Genomic DNA, 18661 nt, shown 5'->3' on the forward strand with positions numbered 1-18661 from the left:
GCGTGTTCGCACGCCGCCGCGCGGAAGGTGGTCCCGACGATGCCGTTCATGCCCGTGACCGATTCGATGTTCCTTCTCGTGGAGACTCGCGAACATCCGATGCACGTCGGCGGTCTGCAGCTGTTCAAGAAACCCGAGGGCGCCGGTCCCGACTATCTTCGCGACATCCGCAAGAGCATGCTCGAGTCCGACAACATGCGCTCGGTGTTCCGGCGCCGTCCCGCCCGGCCGGTCAACACCGCCGGCCACCTCGCCTGGTCGACCGACACCGAACTCGAACTCGACTACCACTTCCGCCATTCCGCGCTGCCCCAGCCCGGCCGCGTTCGCGAACTGCTGGAACTGACCGGACGCTGGCACAGCACCCTGCTCGACCGGCACCGCCCGCTGTGGGAGATCCACCTGGTCGAAGGGCTGCAGGACGGCCGGTTCGCGATCTACAGCAAGATCCACCACGCGCTGATGGACGGTGTCTCGGCGCTGCGGCATCTGCAGGGCACGCTGTCGGACGATCCGGCCGACCTCGACTGCCCGCCGCCGTGGGGGCGGCGCGCCAAACCGGACGGCGGCCGCAACGGCAAGGCGTCGCCCTCGATGCTCAGCACCTTCGGCAAGACCGTCAACCAGCTCGCCGGTATCGCGCCCGCCGCGATGAAGGTGGCACGGGAAGCGTTCCAGGAACACACGCTCACGCTGCCGGCGCAGGCGCCGAAGACGATGCTGAACGTGCCGATCGGCGGGGCCCGGCGGTTCGCCGCGCAGTCGTGGTCGCTGGACCGGGTGCGCAAGGTGGCGACCGCCGCCGGGGTGTCGCGCAACGACGTCGTCCTCGCGATGTGCTCGGGCGCGCTGCGGGACTACCTGATCGAACAGAACGCGCTCCCCGACGCGCCGCTCACCGCGATGGTCCCGGTTTCCTTGCGGCGCAAGGACAGCGGGGACGCGGCGGGGAACAACATCGGCGCACTGCTGTGCAACCTCGCCACCCATCTGACCGATCCGGCGGCGCGGCTCGCGACGATCAACGCGTCCATGCGGAACGGCAAGAAGCTCTTCTCGGAGCTGACCCCGCTGCAGACGCTGCTGCTGTCCGGGATCAACGTCGCCCAGCTCGGCGTGTCCCCGATCCCCGGTTTCGTGAACAACACGAAACCGCCGTTCAACCTGGTGATCTCCAACGTGCCGGGGCCGCGCAAGCAGATGTACTGGAACGGCGCGTCGCTCGACGGCATCTATCCGGCGTCGGTACTGCTGGACGGGCAGGCGCTGAACATCACGCTGACCAGCAACGGCGACAACCTGGACTTCGGGGTCACCGGCTGCCGCCGCAGCGTCCCGCATCTGCAGCGCATCCTGACCCATCTGGACACCGCGCTCGCCGAACTGGAACACGCGGTCTCCCTGCCCCGCGTTTAGTCCTCTGGATGCGGTGGACCACCGCATCCAGAGGACTGAACGCGCCGGGGGCTAGCTGCCGTCGGAGACGTACAGGCCGCCCGGGGTGATCGTGTACAGCCGGCCGTCCGGGCCGGCGGTCGCGTCACGGGTGCGGCCGAGGTTGGTCCAGAGCTTGCCGCCGTTGCCGTTCAGGTCGAGCTTGTACGTGCCGCCCTTGAGCGACGCCATGTACAGCGAACCCTTGTAGGCGGCGAGCCCGCTCGGCGTCGCCGAGGACGTCGGCCAGGACTTGACCGGGTTGGTCATCCCCGCCGTGTTGCACGGGCCCTCGCACGTCGGCCAGCCGTAGTTCTTGCCCGGCTCGATCTTGTTCAGCTCGTCGAGCTTGTTCGCGCCGATGTCGGAGATGTACAGCTGCCCGTTCGCCCAGGTCAGCCCCTGGACGTTGCGGTGGCCGTAGGAGTAGACGCGGCTGTTGAACGGGTTGCCGGGCGCGGCCGCGCCATCGGTGGTGACGCGCAGGACCTTGCCGCCGAGGGAGTTCTTGTTCTGCGCGTTGGCGCCGTTCTGGCCGTCGCCGGTCCCCGCGTAGAGGTAGCCGTCCGGCCCGAACCGGATCCGCCCGCCGTGGTGGTACTGCGAGCCACGCGGGATGCCGGTGACGATCGGCGTCGGCGGCTGACCCAGCTTCAGCTTGGCGATGCGGTTGTCGGAACTGGTCGTGTAGTAGATGAAGACCGTCTCGTCGGTGGCGTATTTCGGCGAGACGGCGATGCCGAGCAGGCCCGCCTCCGCGGTGACGCTCACCCCGGGGATGGTCTGGACCGTGGTGACCTTGCCCGCCTTGTCGATCTTGCTGATCGTCTTGGCGTCCTTCTGTGTGAAAAGGCCGGTGCCGTCGGGCAGGAAGTCGATCGACCAGGCCTGGTTCAGACCGCTCGCGAGCTGTCTGATCGCCTGGACGGACGGTGCTTCGGCCGCCGTGGCCGGGATGGCCGCGATCGACACGGCCGTCGCCGCGGCGAACGTGGCGGCGAGAATACGACGTAAGGACATGGGACGCCTCCTTCAACTACCCCTGGAGCCCCGTGAGTTGGATAGAAACACACAACATAACGAAACGGACACCACTGGTCGGGGTATCGGGCGCGCGGGCCGTTAACCGTTGTGTGCGCCGAGCGTGACGAACCGGGCGGCGCGATCCGCCATAGGTAGGAAACTTTACAAAATGCCTCCGGAAATCGGCGGCGCGCTTCTAGGGTGACGGGGCTCGGCCCGGTTCGATCCCATGTGGACGTTAGGAGCGGAAATGATCGAAACCATCGAGGTATGGACCACGCCCGACTTCGTCGAGTACGAAACCCCCATGGAGGTCACCGCTTACGCGGCCCGCATGGAGGACTGAATCCGCATCCGGTGGTGGGGGCCGTCCCCCACCACCGCGCCGCCGTCCCGATCAGCGAACCGTTGGAGGCAGCACGGTGTCCGTCATGTCGTCGTCGGAGTTCATCGCGGCTCTGCGCGGGCTTTCGCATCGCTACTGGGGAACGCACCCGTTCCACGTGCGGATGCACGAAGGCGACCTGTCCGAGTACGAGCTGAAGATCTGGGCCGCGAACCGCTGGTACTACCAGTGCGTGCTGCCGCAGAAGGACGCGGCCATCATCAGCAACTGCCCGCTGCCGGAGATCCGCCGTGAATGGCTCGACCGCATCGTCTACCACGACGGGGCGCGGGCCGGGGACGGCGGAATCGAGCGATGGCTCCGTTTGTGCACCGCGGTCGGGCTCGACCGCGAAGAGGTTCTCGATCAGCGGCACGTCGCGCCCGGCGTACGGTTCGCTGTCGACGCCTACGTGACTTTCGCCCGTACGAAACCTTGGCTCGAAGCGGTCGCTTCGGGGCTGACCGAAATGTTCGCCGGCCATCTCATGCAGCGGCGGGTCGCCGACATGCTGGCGAACTACTCGTGGATCGCCCAGGAAGACCTCGCCTACTTCACCAATCGCATCGACAAGGTCTCCGGCGAGGGCAAGGGAACGCTCGACATCGTGGTGCGGCACGCCGTCACCCGTGAGCAGCAGGAGAAGGCGATCGCCGCGCTGTCGTTCAAGACCGACGTGCTGTGGTCGATGCTCGACGCCATCGAGCGCGCGGCGGCCAAGGAGTAGTCATGACCACCCTCGAAAGGGGCTCGGTGCCGCGGCTGCGGCGCGGGGTCCGGCTGAGCTACGACCGGATCCGGGAAACGCACGTCCTCCTGTTCCCCGAAGGCGTGCTCGTCCCGAATGCCACGGCGGCGGCCGTACTGTCCCTTTGCGACGGCGTCGAGGACGTCGCGGGGATCGCCTCGGCGTTGAGCAAGCGCTACGCCGGTGTCCGCGAGGAAGAAATCCTGGACGTCCTGTCCCGGCTCGGAGATCGGCGGATCGTCGAATGGACCTGAACACCGCGGCACCGCTGGGCATGCTGGCCGAGTTGACCCATCGCTGCCCGCTGCATTGCCCCTATTGCTCGAATCCGGTGGAGCTGATCGCCCGTGACGGCGAACTGTCCACAGAGGAATGGCTGTCCGTACTCTCGCAGGCGCGGGAACTCGGCGTGCTCCAGGTGCACATGTCCGGCGGCGAGCCGCTCGCCAGGCCGGATCTGCCCATTCTGGTCGAGCACGCCACGAAACTGGGATGCTACGTCAACCTGGTGACGTCCGGGCTCGGCCTGACGGAGTCCAGATTGGACGATCTCGTCGAACGCGGCATCGCGCATATCCAGCTCTCCGTCCAGGGCGCGACCGCCGACCGCGCGGACCGGCTCGCCGGCGCTCGGGCCCATGACCGGAAACTCGTCGCCGCCGAACTGATCAAAAAGGCCGGGCTGCCGCTTTCGGTCAACGTCGTGCTGCACCGGCAGAACCACGACCAGCTCGCGGGGATCATCGACCTCGCCGAGGAAATGGGCGCGGACCGGCTCGAACTGGCCAATACGCAGTACTACGGCTGGGCCCTGCGCAACCGCGACGCCCTGATGCCGACCCGGCGGCAACTCGACGAGGCCGAACCGGTCGTACGCGCGGCCACCGAACGGCTGCGCGGCCGGATGGAGATCATCTACGTCGTCGCCGACTACTACGAGCAGTATCCGAAGCCGTGCATGTACGGCTGGGGTGCGCGGCAATTGACGGTGGCGCCCGACGGGAACGTGCTGCCGTGTCCCGCGTCGACGGCGATCGAGACATTGGAATTCGACAACGTGCGGGACAAGCCGCTGGCCTGGATCTGGTACGAGTCCGCTTCCTTCAACGCCTATCGCGGCGAGGACTGGATGCCGGACACCTGCGGCACCTGCGATCGGCGCGCGATCGACTTCGGCGGCTGCCGGTGCCAGGCGTTCCAGCTCACCGGTGACGCCGCGGCGACGGACCCGGTGTGCTCGCGCTCGCCGCATCGCGGCGTCGTCGACCTCATTCTCGCCACGCCGCCGAAAACGGACGAACTCGTGATGCGGTCGCCGCGATGAGGGTGATCCTGCTCGGTACCGCGGCGGGCGGCGGTTTCCCGCAATGGAACTGCGCCTGCGCGCTGTGCGTCTCGGACGCGCCGCCGCGGACCCAGGACTGTGTCGCGGTGAGCGCGGACGGCGAGGGCTGGTACCTGCTCAACGTGTCACCGGACATCCGCGCGCAGATCCTCGCCACGCCGCCCTTGCGCGCTGGGCCGGGGCCGCGGGAAATCCCGCTGCGCGGGGTGTTGCTGACCGACGCCGAACTCGACCATTCCCTCGGCCTGCTCCTGTTGCGGGAGGCGGGCGGCCTTCCCGTGTGGGCACCGGACGCCGTTCTGGGCGCCTTGGCCGAACAGTTTCCCGCGCGGTCGATCATCGACGGTTACGGTGGCTGGCAGTGGCTGCCGTCGTCGGATGTCTCCATCGACGGTCTCCGCGTGAGCATGCTTCCCGTGAGCGACAAGCGGCCGAAGTACGCCCGTTCGTCCACTGAGGACGGACCGTGGGTGGTGGCGTACCGGATCGAAGACGTCCAGACCGGTGGCGTCTTCGTATACGCACCCTGCCTGAAGAGCTGGCCGGACGGGTTCGACGACTTCACCCGCGACGCGGGCCTGGTGCTGCTGGACGGCACCTTCTACGCGCCGGACGAGATGTCGGGCGCCACCGCGGCCGAGGTCGGCGACGGCGCCCAGCTGGCGATGGGGCATCTGCCGATCACCGGCAGTCTCGCGAAGCTGCGGACCGGCCCGCGGTGGGCGTACACGCATCTGAACAACACGAACCCGGTGATCGACCCGGCCTCGCCGGAGCACGCCGCCGTACTGGCCGGCGGCGCCTCCCTTCCGTTGGACGGTACGGAATTCAAGCTCTAGGCGACGCCTTCGGGGCTCGCGCCCGAAACGGGAACGGCGTCGGCGGCGAGACGATCGATCTCCGCGAGCTCGTCCGCGGACAGGTCGATGTCGGCGGCGGCGAGGCTGGCCTCGATGTTGGCCGCCTTGCGCGCGCCCACGATCGCGACGTGCACGCCCGGCTGGGCGAGCGTCCAAGCGATCGCGAGCTGGCTGACCGAGATCCCCTTGCCCGCGGCGAATTCCTTGAGCCTGTCGACCACGGCGAGGTTGCGCTGGAAGGTCTCCCCGGTGAACGCCGACGACCGGGAACGCCAGTCGGTCTTCTCGAACGTCGTCTCGGGAGTGAAGGCTCCGGTCAACAGTCCGCTGCCGAGCGGGCTGTACACGAGCACACCGATGTCGTTCTCCCGCGCGTACGGCAGAGGATCGGTCTCGATGTCGCGGCGGAACAGGTGATACGGCGGCTGCAGGGTTTCCACCGGCCGGGTCTTGTCGAAGGCGGCCAGCCCGGCGGCGTCGTAGTTCGAGACGCCGACGTGCCGGATCTTCCCGGCGTCGACGAACTCCTGCAGGATTCCCGCCGTCTCCTCGGCCGGGGCGTCGGAGTCGGGCCAGTGGATCTGGTAGAGGTCGATGTGGTCGACGTCGAGGAAGCGAAGACTGTCCTCGATGCCTTGCGTCAGCCACTCGCGCCGGGAGTCGCGTGGCCGTTCGGAGCGCGGTTTGATGCCGCCTTTCGTGGCGATGACGAGGTTGTCGCGGTCGCGCTTGAGTTCCTCGCGCAGCGCCTTTCCCAGCATGGCCTCGGATTTCCCGAAACCGTAGGCCTGCGCGGTGTCGAAGAGGTTGACGCCGAGTTCGCGGGCGTGGTGGATCGCGGCGATCGCCGTGTCCTCGTCGAACGAACCCCAGTCCCCACCGAGCTGCCAGGTGCCGAAGGCGATCCTCGACACCTCGAGACCGCTCCTGCCCAATGTCGTCGTACGCATGACTCCAGCAGAGCACAGACATCGGATCACCGCACCGGTTCTCCCGGCCAACGAAACCCCCAAATAACTGTTTGACGGTTGACGTCCCGGCAGTCGATACTCGTGGCATGTCCGACTCCCCCAGCCTCGATGGGCTGCGCGTCCTGGCCCATCCCGTGCGGCTGCGCATTCTGTCGCTTTTGACCGGTGTCGCGATGAGCGCGGCCGAAGCCGCGCGCGAACTCGGTGAGACACAAGCGAATGTCAGCTATCACCTGCGGCGGTTGCACGAGGCCGGGCTGCTCGACGTCGCCGAGGAGGTCCGGATCCGGGGCGGGCTGGCGAAACGCTACCGCCACGATCCGGAGTCCGGGATGCGGTTCACTTCGAAGAATCCGGACGAGGAACAGCTGCTCATCGCGGCGATGGTCGAAGAACTCAAGCGCCGCAGCGAATTCCGCCTGCCGGACGAACGCGGGTCGATCAGCGACGCGGAGATGTGGGTCGACCGCGAGACCTGGGAGAAGGCGCTGGAACACGCCCGCGAACTGAGCGATCTGCTGCACTCGGCCGCGAAACCGCCCCGCACCCGGGGCACGATCCCGGTCAGCGCGACGGTCGCGATGTTCGAGATGAGGCGACCGTGACGTCCCTGCGCGAACCGCTGCGCCAGCACAACTTCCGCTGGCTGATCGGCGGCCGCACGTTCGGGGAGTTCGGCAACGCCGTCGCCCCGCTCGCGCTCGCGTTCGCCGTGATCGACCTGACCGGTTCCGCCGTCGACATCGGCATCGTCGTCGGCGCCCGCTCGGTGGCGAGCGTGGTCCTGCTGCTGTTCGGCGGCGTGCTCGCGGACCGGCTGCCGCGCTCGGTGATCCTGCAAGGCACCGAAGTCGCCGCGACCCTGACCCAGGCCGCCATCGCCGCGAGTGTCCTTTGTGGATTCGCGTCGATCCCGCTGCTGGTCGGCCTGAGCGTGGTCAACGGCGCGGTGGCCGCGATCTCGGCACCCGCGTCGGCGTCGCTCACCCCGCTGACGGTGCCCGCCACACAGCTCGCGCAGGCGAACGCGCTGGCCAGGCTGCTGTCGAACTCCGGCCGGATCGCCGGTGCCGGACTCGGCGGCATCCTGGTCACCGCGGTCGGCCCCGGCTGGGCGCTCGGCGGCAACGCGCTCCTGTTCCTGGGCTCCGCCCTGTCCTACCGGCGCATCCGCCTCGACCGCCGGGAACGGGTCCCCGGCAGCCGCCCGCTGGCGGAACTCGCCGAAGGCTGGCGCGAATTCCGGTCACGGACGTGGGTGTGGGTCGTGGTCGTGCAGTTCATGGTGGTGAACGCCGTCATCGCCGGCGGGATCGCGGTGCTCGGTCCCGTCGTCGCCGACAGCAGCTTCGGACGCTCCGGCTGGGGTTTCGCCCTCGCCGCGCAGACGATCGGCTCGCTCGTCGGCGGGATCCTCGTGGCCCGATGGCAGCCGCGGCGCGCGCTGTTCGTCGGGGTCGCGGTGATCCTCTTCGAAGCGCCGCCGCTGATCCTCCTGGGCCAGGCGCCCTTGCTCCCGTTGCTGCTCGCGGCCATGTTCGTCTCCGGACTGGCGATCGAGCAGTTCGTGGTCGCGTGGGACGTCTCGCTGCAGGAGAACGTTCCCGAGGACAAGCTCGCGCGCGTCTACTCCTACGACATGCTCGGTTCCTTCATCGCCCTGCCGCTCGGCCAGATGGCGGCCGGACCGGCCGCGCAGCACTTCGGGGTCAGCACGACCCTGCTCGCGTGCGCCGCCCTGGTCGTGGCCGCCACCTGTCTCGCCCTGTGCAGCGGCCAGGTGCGCGGACTGGTCCGGAAGACCCACGCCGCCCAGCCCTGACCGCCCGGCGAAAGTGGTAGCAAAGGTCCCTTGCTCCCTTTCCGCAGGTCACGGCCAGGGGCGGACCTCCTCGAGGAGCTTCGCGACCGCGAGCACCAGGTCGTCGGAGTGCCGCGGGCCGACGATCTGCAGGCCGACCGGGAGGCCGCTGGAGGTGCGGCCGGCCGGCACGCTGATGGCGGGCTGCTGGGTCATGTTGAACGGGTACGTGAACGGCGTCCAGTCCGGCCAGCCGCTCAGCCCGCTGCCCGGCGGCACCTCGTGCCCGGCTTCGAAGGCGGGAATCGGCAGGGTCGGCGTGATCAGCACGTCGTAGCGCGTGTGGAACTCGCCCATCAGGATGCCCAGCGCGGCCCGCTCGGCGTTGGCGCCGAGGTAGTCGCTCGCCGAGAAGGTCTTGCCGAATTCCCAGACCTTCCGCAGCCCGGGATCGACCTTGTTCTCCGAACCGGCGGGGAAGGTGTCCAGCCATTTGGCCGCCCCCGTCGACCACAGGATGTCGAAGGCGGGCTTGGGATCCGCGAAACCGGGATCGGCCTCTTCGATGCGCAGGCCCGCGTCCCCGAGCGACTGGACCGCAGACTTGACGATCTCCGCGACCTCCGGATCGACGTCGACATAACCGAGCGTTGGCGAGTACGCGGCGATCAGCCCGCGCACGTCGCGGCGGACGGCCTCGCGATAAGTCGAGACGGGCGGGGCGAGCGCGGCCGGGTCGCGGTAATCGGGCATCGCGAGCACGTCGAGGAGCAGCGCCGTGTCGTCCACCGAACGCGCCATCGGGCCGGCGTGCGAGAGCGGCCCGAACGGGCTCGCCGGGAACAGCGGGATCCGGCCGTGTGTCGGCTTGAGACCGACGATTCCGCAGAACGAAGCCGGAATCCGGATCGAGCCGCCACCGTCGGTGCCGACGGAAAGCTCGCCCATCCCCGCCGCGACGGCCGCGGCACTGCCCCCGCTGGAGCCGCCTGCCGTCGTCGACGGGTCGACCGGGTTGCGGGTGATGCCGGTCAGCGTGTTGTCGGTGACGCCCTTCCACGCCAGTTCCGGCGTCGTGGTCTTTCCCAGCAGTACCAGGCCGTTCTCGCGCAGTCGTGCGGTGACCGGGCTGTCGACGTCCCACGGCTGGTCGGGGTCGATGCACCGCGAACCGCGCAGCGTCGGCCAGCCCTGCGTCAGGAACATGTCCTTGATCGACGCCGGGACACCGTCGAGCCAGCCGATCGGATTACCGTCCCGCCACCGAACCTCGGACGCTTTCGCCTGTTCGAGCGCGCCATCGGCGTCGACCAGGCAGAAGGCGTTGGTCTCACCGTCGCGTTCCTCGATGACACGCAACGCGTTCTGGGTGGCCTCGACCGGCGACAGCTCTCCGGTGGCATACGCGGCGACGAGCTCGCTCGCGGTCAACTTGGTGTCGTTCAATCCGGCCCCTAACCTTGGCGAAGCGTCTCCGACGGCACGTATCCGAGCTGCTTGTCCACGACGTTGCGCAGCGGCTCCCCCGCGCGCCAGCGACGGAAGTTGTCCGCGAACACCTCTACCAGAGTATTACGCCAGCCGACGAAATCGCCCGACATATGCGGCGAGATCAGCACGTTCTCCATAGTCCACAAAGGACTTTCGGCAGGCAGTGGCTCGGTGTCGAAGACGTCGAGCGCCGCACCGGCGAGCGACCCGTCCCGCAGCGCGCCGATCAGATCCGAGGTGACGACCAGTTCACCGCGGCCGACGTTGACGAACCGGGAGCCGGGTTTCATCGCGGCGAACGCCTCCGCGTCGAACATGCCCTTGGTCTGCTCGGTCAGCGGCGCGACCGCGACGACGTAGTCCGCTCCGGGAAGATGACGAGACAGCTCCGAAGACGCGTACACGTCGCCGAAGTCGGGGTCGCCCTCACGAGGACGGCGTCCGACACCCGCCACCGACATCCCGGCCGCCCGCAGCATCCGAGCGATCGACCGGCCGATAGGTCCGGTGCCGACCACCAGTACCCGGCGGCCGGAGATCCGTTCGCTCTCCCGGTGCTTCCACTGCCGCTGCTTCTGCAGGTCCCACGACCGGGCGAAATCCTTGGCGAACGCGAGGACGACCCCGAGCACGTACTCGGCTATCGCCCCGTCGAACACCCCCCGCGAATTGGTGAGTACGACGTCGCTCTCCTGCAGCCCCGGGAAGAGCACCGGGTCGACGCCCGCGCTGGCGATGTGCAGCCAGCGCAGCCGGTCGGCCGCGTGCCAGGCGCCCGGGACGGCGGTGGACAGGAAGTCGTAGACGAAGAACGCGTCGGCGCCGGATAACGCATCGGCCAACCCGGCCGCGTCGGTGTAACGAACCACCGCTTCGGCTTCGATAGCGCGCATGTCCGGTGGGCGCGTGTCTCCGCAGAGCACCGCCAGCACAGGGGTCTCCGAGGCGATCACGTTGACACCGTAAAAGTGGCTCGTATGATTGTCAACAATCCGAGGAACGACCCCCGGAGCACCGGACCTGTGACAGCAGAAGCTTTCCGGAGGCTGAGACTTGGATTTCGACTTACTGGAGTTCGAAGGCCCGTTGGCGCAGCGCGGTATCGGCGTGATCGCCCCCTTCGACCTCGCCCTGGAACGCGAGCTGTGGCGCTGGGTACCCATGGAGGTCTCCCTCCATCTGGCGCGCACACCGTACGAGCCGGTGCCCGTCAGCATGGAGATGGCCCAGCTCGTCAGCGACAGCAGGCATCTCGCCGCCGCCACGAGGGACGTGCTCCACGTGGAGCCCGAAGTCGTCGCCTATCTGTGCACCTCCGGCAGTTTCGTCAACGGTGTGGACTACGAACGTTCTCTGACCAAGGCGATCTGCGACGCGGGCGCGACGGACGCCGTCACCACGTCCGGAGCACTGGCGGAGGTCCTGCATCAGCTCGATCTCCACCGGGTCTCGGTGCTGACGCCCTACGACGGCGACCTGACCGGGAAGCTGCACGACTTCCTGGCCGAACTCGGCGTCCGCACCGTTTCGAGCGACCATCTCGGCCTGGGCGGCGGCATCTGGAAGGTCAGCTACCGGACCATCGCCGAACGCATCCTCGCCGCCGACCACGCCGACGCCGAAGCCATTTTCGTCAGTTGCACCAACCTCCCCACCTACGATCTGATCGAGCCACTCGAAAGCGCGCTCGGCAAACCCGTCCTCACCGCGAATCAGCTCACGATGTGGGCCTGCCTCCGGCGGATGAACCTGCCGATCGTCGGGCCCGGCAAGTGGCTCCGGGAGGTCGACTGACCTCTTCCCTTACGATTGTCGACAATCTGCCCTCCGGAGGTTCCGTGCCCTTCACGCCGTTCGCCCCACCCGAGCCGCCGTCCGAGACGACCACCATCGGGTTCATCTACCCCGATCACGCGGCCGAAGACGACTACCCGCTCGCGGAACAGCTCCTCGGCGGGGACATGGCCGGGATCAAACTGCCGGTCGAGCACATCTACGGGACCGATCTGCACGCCGTGCCCGAGCTCCTTGACCTCGGCAGCGAAAGCCGGCTCGCCGACGGCGCCGCACTGCTGGCCAAACACGAACCGGACGCGGTGGTCTGGGCGTGCACCAGCGGCAGTTTCGTCTACGGCTGGGAAGGCGCCCGCGACCAGGCCGACCGGCTGGCCGCCGTCGCCGGCGTCCCGGCGTCGAGCACCTCCTTCGCCTTCGTCAACGCCGCACAGGCCCTCGGCGTCCGGCGGGTCGCGGTCGCCGCCAGCTACCCCGACGACGTCGCCCGCCTGTTCGTCGAATTCCTCGGCGCGGGCGGGATCGAAGTGGTCTCGATGGGCAGCGCGGACATCGACACCGCCGCCGAGGTCGGCGAACTCGCCCCGGAAGCCGTCGTCGAACTCGCGGTGAGCCGCGACCACCCGGCCGCCGACGCGCTGCTCGTCCCCGACACCGCCATGCGGACGCTCGGCGAGATCAACACGCTCGAAACCAGGCTCCGCAAGCCGGTGCTGACCGCCAACCAGGTCACCGTCTGGGAGGGCCTGCGACTCACCGGCAAGGCCCCGCTCGTCCGCACCTTGGGCGCCCTGTTCGGACTGAGGAGCAGCTGAACCATGTCCTTGCCGGAAATCGAGCCGGTCAGCCGGGAGTCGACCGCCGGGATCATCGCGCGCCAGCTGCGGGACGCGATCATGACCGGCGCCCTCCCTCCCGGCACCCAGCTCGGTGAAACGGACCTGGCCTCCCGGTTCCAGGTTTCGCGGGGACCGCTGCGCGAGGCGATGCAGCACCTCGTCTCCGAAGGGCTCCTGCGCAGTGAACGCCACCGCGGGCTGTTCGTGATCGACCTCGAACCCGGCGACGTCTACGACATCTACTCGGCGCGCTCGGCCATCGAACGCGCCGCGATGCTGCGCGCCTTGCGCGGGGACCGGGAACGGGTCGCCACCGAACTCGAAGAGGCCGTGCGCGCCATGGCCGCCGCCGCGGACGACGACGACCCGACCGCGCTCTCCTGGGCGGATCTCCGGTTCCACGAGGCGCTGATCGCCGCCTCCGGTAGCAAACGGCTCGTGCGCATGGCACGGACGCTGCTGATCGAGACGCGGATGTGCCTCACCGCTCTGCAGGGCACCTACCAGCAGGTCGAAGAACGGGTCACCGAGCACACCAGGATCATCGAGGCCCTGCGGGCGGGCGACGAAGAGTCCGCGCTTTCGCTGCTGGAAGCCCATATGGAGGACGCCGTCCAGCGACTGGCACCGGGAACCAGCCTGCGGGAGGGCGAAGCTCCCGCGGTGCCCTAGGGATTCAGCCACGGCCCCGCGCCCCCAGCACCGGCTGCCCACCGGTCCCGCCACGGAACTCCCTGTCCCACGGCCAATTTCCGTGCTCGTCCTCGTAGACCAGTTGCAGGGCGCGGAAGTTCTCGCCGTACAGCAGGACGGCGGTGAGCAGATGCGCCGACGGCGAACTGAGCGGGACGACCTCCAAGGACGGCCATCCCACCTCCGCGGGCAGCACCTCGCCCGGCTCCGGCGGCCCCGACCGGACCACCTGCTGGGCGAAATAGTTCAGCAGCTGACCGGATCTTCGTTCTCTCAAGCCGGTGACGACAAGTTCCGGAAGCCCGGCGTCGGTGAGCCCGACCGTGTACGCGAATCCTGGTTGCACGATTCCGCGCTCGACCGTCTGCACCATCCAGCCGTACTTCCGGATCAGCGGACGGACCTCCTCGGTGAGGTAGTCGGCGCGGGTCTTCCCGGGGTTGTCGCAATGCCAGCACATCGGCACTCCTCCAGTCGTCGAATCCGATGATCGACACTGTGCACCGGGGCACCGACAAAAACTCGCGCCCCGGATCGGCGCACGTGCGACGTACGGGCTTTCATACTGGACTTCGCGCCGAGATTCCCTTTCGTGGCAACGTTTTTTCGTCGTGAGAAAATCTACAGGTTTGCCGAGAACAACGAACCCGCGAAGTTCAACTGCGGGACCGGCGCTATCGAGTGGTACGGCAAGGTGACGTGTTGCGAAAGCCACTTTCGCAACGCTGAAGGTTGGGAAAGTGGCTTTCGCAACCCTCCCGCGCGAACCGGACCGTGAAGGCCCCCTTCATTGCGCCTAACGCAGTGAAGGGGGCCTTCACGTACTACCCGAAACCATGAACGGACCATTCATGACATCCGGGACTTGACACGTCACCGGGCCGATGGTTCAAGATAGAGCGGCGACCACCGCGGACCCGAGTTCGGCGGTGGTGGACTTCCCGCCGAGGTCGGGCGTCTGCACGGTCCCCTCCTCGAGAACCTTTTCCACCGCTGCGCGTACGTCTTGTGCCGCAACGGTTTCCCCGAGATGTTCGAGCAGCATCGCCCCCGCCAGGATCTGCGCCACCGGATTCGCGATGCCCTGTCCGGCGATGTCGGGAGCGCTGCCGTGTACCGCCTCGAACATGGAAGGGAGCTCACCGGTCGGATTGATATTGCCCGAAGGCGCCATCCCGAGCCCGCCCGTCACGGCCGCCGCCAGGTCGCTCAGGATGTCGCCGAACAGATTGGAAGCGACCACGACGTCGAGCCGGTCCGGCGCCTGCACCATCCGCGCGGCGAGCGCGTCGACATGACATTGTTCGGCGTGCACGTCCGGATATTCCGAAGAGATCTCGGCGAAGATCTCGTCCCAGAACGGCATCGAGTGAATGAGCCCGTTGGACTTGGTCGCCGAGCAGACCCGACCCGTCCGCGTCTTCGCCAACTCGAAGGCGTAGCGGATGATCCGCTCCACCCCCACCCGCGTGAACACGGATTCCTGTAAGACGAACTCGTTGCCGAGACCGCGGTTGTGCCTGCCCCCGATCTCCGAGTACTCGCCCTCGGAGTTCTCCCGGACGATCACCATCTCCAGTTCGTCGGCGCTCCGGCCGGCCAGTGCCGACGTCGTCCCCGGCAGCAGCCGGACCGGCCGGAGATTGACGTACTGACCGAACGCGCGCCGAACCGGAATGAGGAGGCCCCACAAGGAAACATGATCCGGGACGCCGGGAAAGCCGACGGCACCGAGAAGGATCCCGTCGAACCGGGAGAGTTGCTCGATACCGTCGTCCGGCATCATCGAGCCGGTCTTGGTGTACCGCTCACAACTCCAGTCGAACTCCTGCCACGACAAAGAGAAACCGTGCGATGCCGCCGCGCGGCCGAGGACCTTGCGGGCCTCGACCGTCACGTCGACACCGATCCCGTCGCCGGGGATACTCGCGATCCGATACGAAGAAGTCACAGAGCCACCGCGATGTACTTGGTCTCGAGGAACTCGTCGATGCCGACGGTGCCGCCCTCGCGGCCGAGGCCGGATTGCTTGATCCCGCCGAACGGCGCCGCCGGATTCGAAACCAGCCCTTGGTTGAGGCCGATCATGCCGGCCTCCAGCCGTTCCGAAACCCGCAATGCCCGCTTGAGATCGGAGGTGTACACATAGGACACGAGACCGAATTCGGTGTCGTTCGCCGCCGCGATGGCCTCGTCCTCGCTGTCGAACGGGGTGATCGGGGCGACCGGCCCGAAGATCTCTTCCGAAGCGAGCCTGGCGTCCTTGGGCACGTCGGTGAGCACCGTGGCCTGATAGAAGTTGCCCGGACCGTCCACAGTGGATCCACCGGTGAGGACGCGAGCTCCTCGCTCGGCGGCGTCGGCGACCAGGCCACTGACCTTCTCGACGGCGGCTTCGTCGATGAGGGGGCCGACGACGACACCCTCCTCGGTGCCGCGCCCCATGGGCAGGGCCTCCATGCGCTCGGTGAGGCGCCGGGAGAACTCGTCGACGATGCCCCGCTGGACGTAGAAGCGGTTCGCGGCCGTGCAGGCTTCACCGATGTTGCGCATCTTCGCGGTCATCGCCCCTTCGACCGCCGCGTCGAGGTCGGCGTCTTCGAAGACGAGGAAGGGCGCGTTGCCGCCGAGTTCCATCGAGGTGCGGAGCACCTTGTCCGCGCACTGTTCCAGCAGCTTCCGGCCGACGCCGGTCGAGCCGGTGAAGGACAGCTTGCGGGCGCGACCGTCCCGGATCAACGGCTCCATCACGCCGCCGGAGTCCGACGTCGTCAGCACGTTCAGCACGCCTTCCGGCAATCCCGCTTCGGCGAGGATGGCCGCGAGGGCCAACATCGAAAGGGGGGTCTGAGCAGCGGGCTTGATGACCATCGTGCAGCCTGCCGCCACCGCGGGCCCGATCTTGCGGGTGCCCATCGCCATGGGGAAGTTCCACGGCGTGATCAGCAGACACGGGCCGACCGGCTGTTTGGTCACGAGGAACCGGCCTGTCCCGTTGGGAGCGACGGCGTAGCCACCGTCGATCCGGACGGCTTCCTCCGCGAACCAGCGGAAGAACTCGGCCGCGTAGGTGATCTCGCCCTTCGACTCCGCGAGCGGCTTGCCCATCTCGAGGGTCATCAGCAGCGCGAGTTCGTCGGCGCGCTTGATCAGCAACTCGTAGGCGCGGCGCAGGATCTCACCGCGTTCGCGCGGGGCGACGTTCGCCCAGTCGGCCTGCGCGGCGACGGCCGCGTCGAGTGCGCTGACACCGTCCGCCGGTGACGCGTCGGCCACCTCGCACAGGGCTTCACCTGTCGAGGGGTCGAGAACGGGGAAGGTCTTCCCGTCGGCGGCGGGCACCCACTTGCCGCCGATGAACAGTTCCTTGTCGACCGACGTGACCACGCCGGCCTCACTGATCGAGCTCATCCCAACGCTCCTCCATGTTGTCCCGAACGCCATGCTATGGATATTGTCAACAATCGACAACAGCTCAGCCGACCTAGGAGCGCAGCCCATGGCCCAGCTATCACCGCTGCTCAAGCAGGCAACGCCGGTCGTGGTCGACCACGGTGAAGGGGTTTACCTCTACGACACCGATGGCAAACGTCACCTGGATTTCACCGCCGGTATCGGCGTGACCAGCACCGGCCACTGCCACCCGCACGTGGTGAGCGCGGCGCAGGAGCAGATCGGCAAACTCATCCACGGGCAGTACACGACGGTCATGCACAAGCCGATGCTGGAGCTGACCGAGAAGCTGGGCGGCGTCCTGCCGGAGGGCCTGGATTCACTCTTCTACGCGAACTCGGGCAGCGAGGCGGTCGAAGCGGCGCTCCGGCTGTCGCGGCAGGCGACCAAGCGGCCCAACGTCATCGTCTTCCAGGGCGGGTTTCACGGCCGGACGGTCGCAGCGGCGACGATGACGACGTCGGGTACCCGGTTCAGCGCAGGGATCTCGCCGCTCATGTCCGGGGTGCACGTCGCACCCTTCCCGTACGCCTTCCACTACGGCTGGGACGAGGAGACGGCGACGAAGTTCGCCCTGCGCGAGCTCGACTACCTGTTCGCGACGGTCTGCGCGCCGAACGAGACGGCCGCGTTCTTCATCGAGCCGGTGCTCGGCGAGGGCGGGTACGTCCCGGCGAACCCCGCGTTCCTCGCCGGGCTGCGGGAGCGCGCCGACAAGCACGGGATCCTGCTGGTGATGGACGAGATCCAGACCGGTTTCGGCCGGACGGGCCGGTTCTGGGGACACGAGCACTTCGGGGTACGCCCGGACATCGTGCTCATCGCGAAGGGGCTCGCGAGCGGCTTCCCGATCTCGGGCATCGCCGCGTCGGAGGAGCTGATGGCGAAGGCGCTCCCCGGTTCCCAGGGCGGCACTTACGGCGGTAACGCGGTGGCCTGCGCCGCGGCGATCGCCACGCTCGAAGTGATCCAGCGCGAAGGTCTGGTCGAGAACGCCGCCGAACGAGGACGTCAGCTCCTGGAAGGCGTGCGGGTGATCGCGGACAAGTCGCCGTCGATCGGTGACGTGCGCGGGCTGGGGCTGCTGGTCGGTTCCGAATTCACCACACCGGACGGCGAGCCGGACACGGCGAAGGCTCAGGCGGCGCAGAAAGCTGCGTCCTCCAACGGGTTGCTCCTGCTGACCTGCGGGGCGTACATGAACGTCGTGCGGATGGTGCCGCCGCTGATCGTCGACTCGGAACAGGTCGACGAGGCGCTGCGGATCTGGGGCGACGTCGTGGCGGGGGTCGAGTGATGGCCCGCTACATCACGATCACCCTGGACAAGCGCGGGGTTTCCTGCCGCGCCCGGCTGCTCGACGCCGAAGCCCCGCGGACCTGCCGCGCGGTGTGGGACGCGTTGCCGCAGAGCGGTTCGGCCTACCACGCGAAGTACGCGCGCAACGAGGTCTACACACTCGTGCCGCCCTTCGCCGAGCCGAAACCGGGCCGCGAAAACCCGACGGTGACCCCGATTCCGGGGGATGTCGTGTACTTCGGGTTCGAGGCTTGGGAGATCGGCAACCCGGCGTACGGCTACGACGAGGGCAGTGAGGCGCACAGCGATCAGGGCGCGACGGATCTCGCGATCTTCTACGGCCGCAACAACCTGCTGATCAACGGCGACGCGGGCTGGGTGCCCGGCAACGTGTTCGCGATGATCGAAGAGGGGCTGGCCGAGATGGCGGAAGCCGCGCAGGATCTGTGGCTGCGCGGTGTCGAGGGCGAGACGCTTTCGTTCGCCCGCGCGTGAAACCCGTGGGCGGTGCGGGTTTCCACCCTC

Annotated in this window: 20 protein-coding genes; 13 read left to right on the forward strand and 7 right to left on the reverse strand. The window is 68.0% G+C overall.

Going from position 1 to position 18661, the window contains the following annotated elements; translation table 11 throughout:
- The first annotated feature begins 39 nt into the window (after window positions 1-39).
- The gene (locus tag ACSMFO_RS18170; RefSeq protein WP_038508792.1) at window positions 40-1416 is read left to right on the forward strand and encodes a WS/DGAT/MGAT family O-acyltransferase; all 1377 of its coding nucleotides are present in this window, start codon (window positions 40-42) and stop codon (window positions 1414-1416) included.
- A gap of 51 nt (window positions 1417-1467) precedes the next feature.
- Here ACSMFO_RS18170 and ACSMFO_RS18175 read toward each other — a convergent pair whose 3' ends face one another.
- On the reverse strand, window positions 1468-2454 hold the full coding sequence (locus ACSMFO_RS18175; RefSeq protein WP_436459715.1) for a PQQ-dependent sugar dehydrogenase: 987 nt from the start codon (window positions 2452-2454) through the stop codon (window positions 1468-1470).
- Window positions 2455-2707: 253 nt separating this feature from the next.
- On the opposite strand from ACSMFO_RS18175, the gene pqqA reads away from it, so the two are divergent.
- The 5 genes from pqqA to pqqB all read left to right on the forward strand — a co-directional run bounded on the left by pqqA (window position 2708) and on the right by pqqB (window position 5774).
- Window positions 2708-2803 (forward strand): pyrroloquinoline quinone precursor peptide PqqA, encoded by a 96-nt coding sequence (pqqA, locus tag ACSMFO_RS18180; protein ID WP_007033797.1) that lies wholly within the window; start codon window positions 2708-2710, stop codon window positions 2801-2803.
- Window positions 2804-2888: 85 nt separating this feature from the next.
- On the forward strand, window positions 2889-3569 hold the full coding sequence (pqqC, locus tag ACSMFO_RS18185) for a pyrroloquinoline-quinone synthase PqqC (protein ID WP_436459717.1): 681 nt from the start codon (window positions 2889-2891) through the stop codon (window positions 3567-3569).
- Window positions 3570-3571: 2 nt separating this feature from the next.
- Window positions 3572-3844, forward strand: a complete 273-nt coding sequence (pqqD, locus tag ACSMFO_RS18190) for a pyrroloquinoline quinone biosynthesis peptide chaperone PqqD (protein ID WP_436459718.1) — start codon at window positions 3572-3574, stop codon at window positions 3842-3844.
- The gene (gene pqqE / locus ACSMFO_RS18195; protein ID WP_436459720.1) at window positions 3835-4914 is read left to right on the forward strand and encodes a pyrroloquinoline quinone biosynthesis protein PqqE; all 1080 of its coding nucleotides are present in this window, start codon (window positions 3835-3837) and stop codon (window positions 4912-4914) included. The genes pqqD and pqqE overlap by 10 nt, the downstream gene beginning before the upstream one ends.
- Window positions 4911-5774 (forward strand): pyrroloquinoline quinone biosynthesis protein PqqB, encoded by an 864-nt coding sequence (pqqB, locus tag ACSMFO_RS18200; protein WP_436459722.1) that lies wholly within the window; start codon window positions 4911-4913, stop codon window positions 5772-5774. Before pqqE ends, pqqB begins: the two co-directional genes overlap by 4 nt.
- Here the strand turns inward: pqqB and ACSMFO_RS18205 are convergent.
- Window positions 5771-6745: an aldo/keto reductase gene (locus ACSMFO_RS18205; protein WP_436459723.1), complete on the reverse strand. Its 975-nt coding sequence runs from the start codon at window positions 6743-6745 to the stop codon at window positions 5771-5773. The two genes, pqqB and ACSMFO_RS18205, sit on opposite strands and share 4 nt — an antisense overlap.
- 107 nt (window positions 6746-6852) lie before the next feature.
- On the opposite strand from ACSMFO_RS18205, the gene ACSMFO_RS18210 reads away from it, so the two are divergent.
- On the forward strand, window positions 6853-7371 hold the full coding sequence (locus ACSMFO_RS18210; RefSeq protein WP_038508782.1) for a winged helix-turn-helix domain-containing protein: 519 nt from the start codon (window positions 6853-6855) through the stop codon (window positions 7369-7371).
- Window positions 7368-8588, forward strand: a complete 1221-nt coding sequence (locus ACSMFO_RS18215) for an MFS transporter (RefSeq protein WP_350573817.1) — start codon at window positions 7368-7370, stop codon at window positions 8586-8588. Before ACSMFO_RS18210 ends, ACSMFO_RS18215 begins: the two co-directional genes overlap by 4 nt.
- A 48-nt stretch (window positions 8589-8636) precedes the next feature.
- Here ACSMFO_RS18215 and ACSMFO_RS18220 read toward each other — a convergent pair whose 3' ends face one another.
- Both ACSMFO_RS18220 and ACSMFO_RS18225 read right to left on the reverse strand, forming a co-directional pair.
- The gene (locus ACSMFO_RS18220) at window positions 8637-10013 is read right to left on the reverse strand and encodes an amidase (protein ID WP_436459725.1); all 1377 of its coding nucleotides are present in this window, start codon (window positions 10011-10013) and stop codon (window positions 8637-8639) included.
- A gap of 8 nt (window positions 10014-10021) precedes the next feature.
- A complete protein-coding gene (locus ACSMFO_RS18225; RefSeq protein ID WP_436459726.1) occupies window positions 10022-11011 on the reverse strand; it encodes a D-2-hydroxyacid dehydrogenase in 990 nt (329 codons plus the stop codon).
- 100 nt (window positions 11012-11111) lie between these two features.
- Here ACSMFO_RS18225 and ACSMFO_RS18230 point away from each other — a divergent pair, with 100 nt between their 5' ends.
- From ACSMFO_RS18230 to ACSMFO_RS18240, 3 genes are read left to right on the forward strand one after another with little or no spacing between them, the layout of a single operon-like run.
- Entirely contained in the window at window positions 11112-11852 is a 741-nt protein-coding gene (locus tag ACSMFO_RS18230) for a maleate cis-trans isomerase family protein (protein WP_016336992.1), read from the forward strand.
- A gap of 44 nt (window positions 11853-11896) precedes the next feature.
- Entirely contained in the window at window positions 11897-12667 is a 771-nt protein-coding gene (locus tag ACSMFO_RS18235) for a maleate cis-trans isomerase family protein (RefSeq protein WP_436459728.1), read from the forward strand.
- Between the two features lie 3 nt (window positions 12668-12670).
- Window positions 12671-13363, forward strand: coding sequence for a GntR family transcriptional regulator (locus tag ACSMFO_RS18240; RefSeq protein ID WP_436459730.1), 693 nt, complete (start codon window positions 12671-12673; stop codon window positions 13361-13363).
- A gap of 4 nt (window positions 13364-13367) precedes the next feature.
- Here the strand turns inward: ACSMFO_RS18240 and ACSMFO_RS18245 are convergent, their stop codons facing one another.
- The 3 genes from ACSMFO_RS18245 to ACSMFO_RS18255 all read right to left on the reverse strand — a co-directional run bounded on the left by ACSMFO_RS18245 (window position 13368) and on the right by ACSMFO_RS18255 (window position 16795).
- A complete protein-coding gene (locus tag ACSMFO_RS18245) occupies window positions 13368-13844 on the reverse strand; it encodes a DUF4262 domain-containing protein (protein ID WP_038508772.1) in 477 nt (158 codons plus the stop codon).
- Window positions 13845-14273: 429 nt separating this feature from the next.
- Window positions 14274-15335 carry a tartrate dehydrogenase gene (locus tag ACSMFO_RS18250; protein WP_436459732.1) on the reverse strand — a complete coding sequence of 354 codons (1062 nt, stop codon included), beginning with the start codon at window positions 15333-15335 and terminating at the stop codon, window positions 14274-14276.
- The gene (locus ACSMFO_RS18255) at window positions 15332-16795 is read right to left on the reverse strand and encodes an NAD-dependent succinate-semialdehyde dehydrogenase (protein ID WP_436459734.1); all 1464 of its coding nucleotides are present in this window, start codon (window positions 16793-16795) and stop codon (window positions 15332-15334) included. The genes ACSMFO_RS18250 and ACSMFO_RS18255 overlap by 4 nt, the downstream gene beginning before the upstream one ends.
- A gap of 88 nt (window positions 16796-16883) precedes the next feature.
- Between ACSMFO_RS18255 and ACSMFO_RS18260 the strand changes: the two genes are divergently transcribed.
- Window positions 16884-18134, forward strand: a complete 1251-nt coding sequence (locus tag ACSMFO_RS18260; protein WP_038508766.1) for an aspartate aminotransferase family protein — start codon at window positions 16884-16886, stop codon at window positions 18132-18134.
- The gene (locus ACSMFO_RS18265) at window positions 18134-18631 is read left to right on the forward strand and encodes a DUF3830 family protein (RefSeq protein ID WP_436459735.1); all 498 of its coding nucleotides are present in this window, start codon (window positions 18134-18136) and stop codon (window positions 18629-18631) included. Before ACSMFO_RS18260 ends, ACSMFO_RS18265 begins: the two co-directional genes overlap by 1 nt.
- Window positions 18632-18661: the final 30 nt, after the last annotated feature.

Origin of the sequence: Amycolatopsis sp. w19, from assembly GCF_051373225.1 — a bacterium.
In the GTDB taxonomy this organism is placed as follows: Bacteria; Actinomycetota; Actinomycetes; order Mycobacteriales; family Pseudonocardiaceae; genus Amycolatopsis; species Amycolatopsis japonica.

Coding starts and splice junctions, on each gene's coding strand:
- ACSMFO_RS18170 (WP_038508792.1), top strand. CDS start 40: ATGCCGTTCATGCCCGTGACCGATTCGATGTTCCTTCTCGTGGAGACT.
- ACSMFO_RS18175 (WP_436459715.1), bottom strand. CDS start 2,454: ATGTCCTTACGTCGTATTCTCGCCGCCACGTTCGCCGCGGCGACGGCC.
- pqqA (WP_007033797.1), top strand. CDS start 2,708: ATGATCGAAACCATCGAGGTATGGACCACGCCCGACTTCGTCGAGTAC.
- pqqC (WP_436459717.1), top strand. CDS start 2,889: ATGTCGTCGTCGGAGTTCATCGCGGCTCTGCGCGGGCTTTCGCATCGC.
- pqqD (WP_436459718.1), top strand. CDS start 3,572: ATGACCACCCTCGAAAGGGGCTCGGTGCCGCGGCTGCGGCGCGGGGTC.
- pqqE (WP_436459720.1), top strand. CDS start 3,835: ATGGACCTGAACACCGCGGCACCGCTGGGCATGCTGGCCGAGTTGACC.
- pqqB (WP_436459722.1), top strand. CDS start 4,911: ATGAGGGTGATCCTGCTCGGTACCGCGGCGGGCGGCGGTTTCCCGCAA.
- ACSMFO_RS18205 (WP_436459723.1), bottom strand. CDS start 6,745: ATGCGTACGACGACATTGGGCAGGAGCGGTCTCGAGGTGTCGAGGATC.
- ACSMFO_RS18210 (WP_038508782.1), top strand. CDS start 6,853: ATGTCCGACTCCCCCAGCCTCGATGGGCTGCGCGTCCTGGCCCATCCC.
- ACSMFO_RS18240 (WP_436459730.1), top strand. CDS start 12,671: ATGTCCTTGCCGGAAATCGAGCCGGTCAGCCGGGAGTCGACCGCCGGG.
- ACSMFO_RS18245 (WP_038508772.1), bottom strand. CDS start 13,844: ATGTGCTGGCATTGCGACAACCCCGGGAAGACCCGCGCCGACTACCTC.
- ACSMFO_RS18255 (WP_436459734.1), bottom strand. CDS start 16,795: ATGAGCTCGATCAGTGAGGCCGGCGTGGTCACGTCGGTCGACAAGGAA.
- ACSMFO_RS18260 (WP_038508766.1), top strand. CDS start 16,884: ATGGCCCAGCTATCACCGCTGCTCAAGCAGGCAACGCCGGTCGTGGTC.
- ACSMFO_RS18265 (WP_436459735.1), top strand. CDS start 18,134: ATGGCCCGCTACATCACGATCACCCTGGACAAGCGCGGGGTTTCCTGC.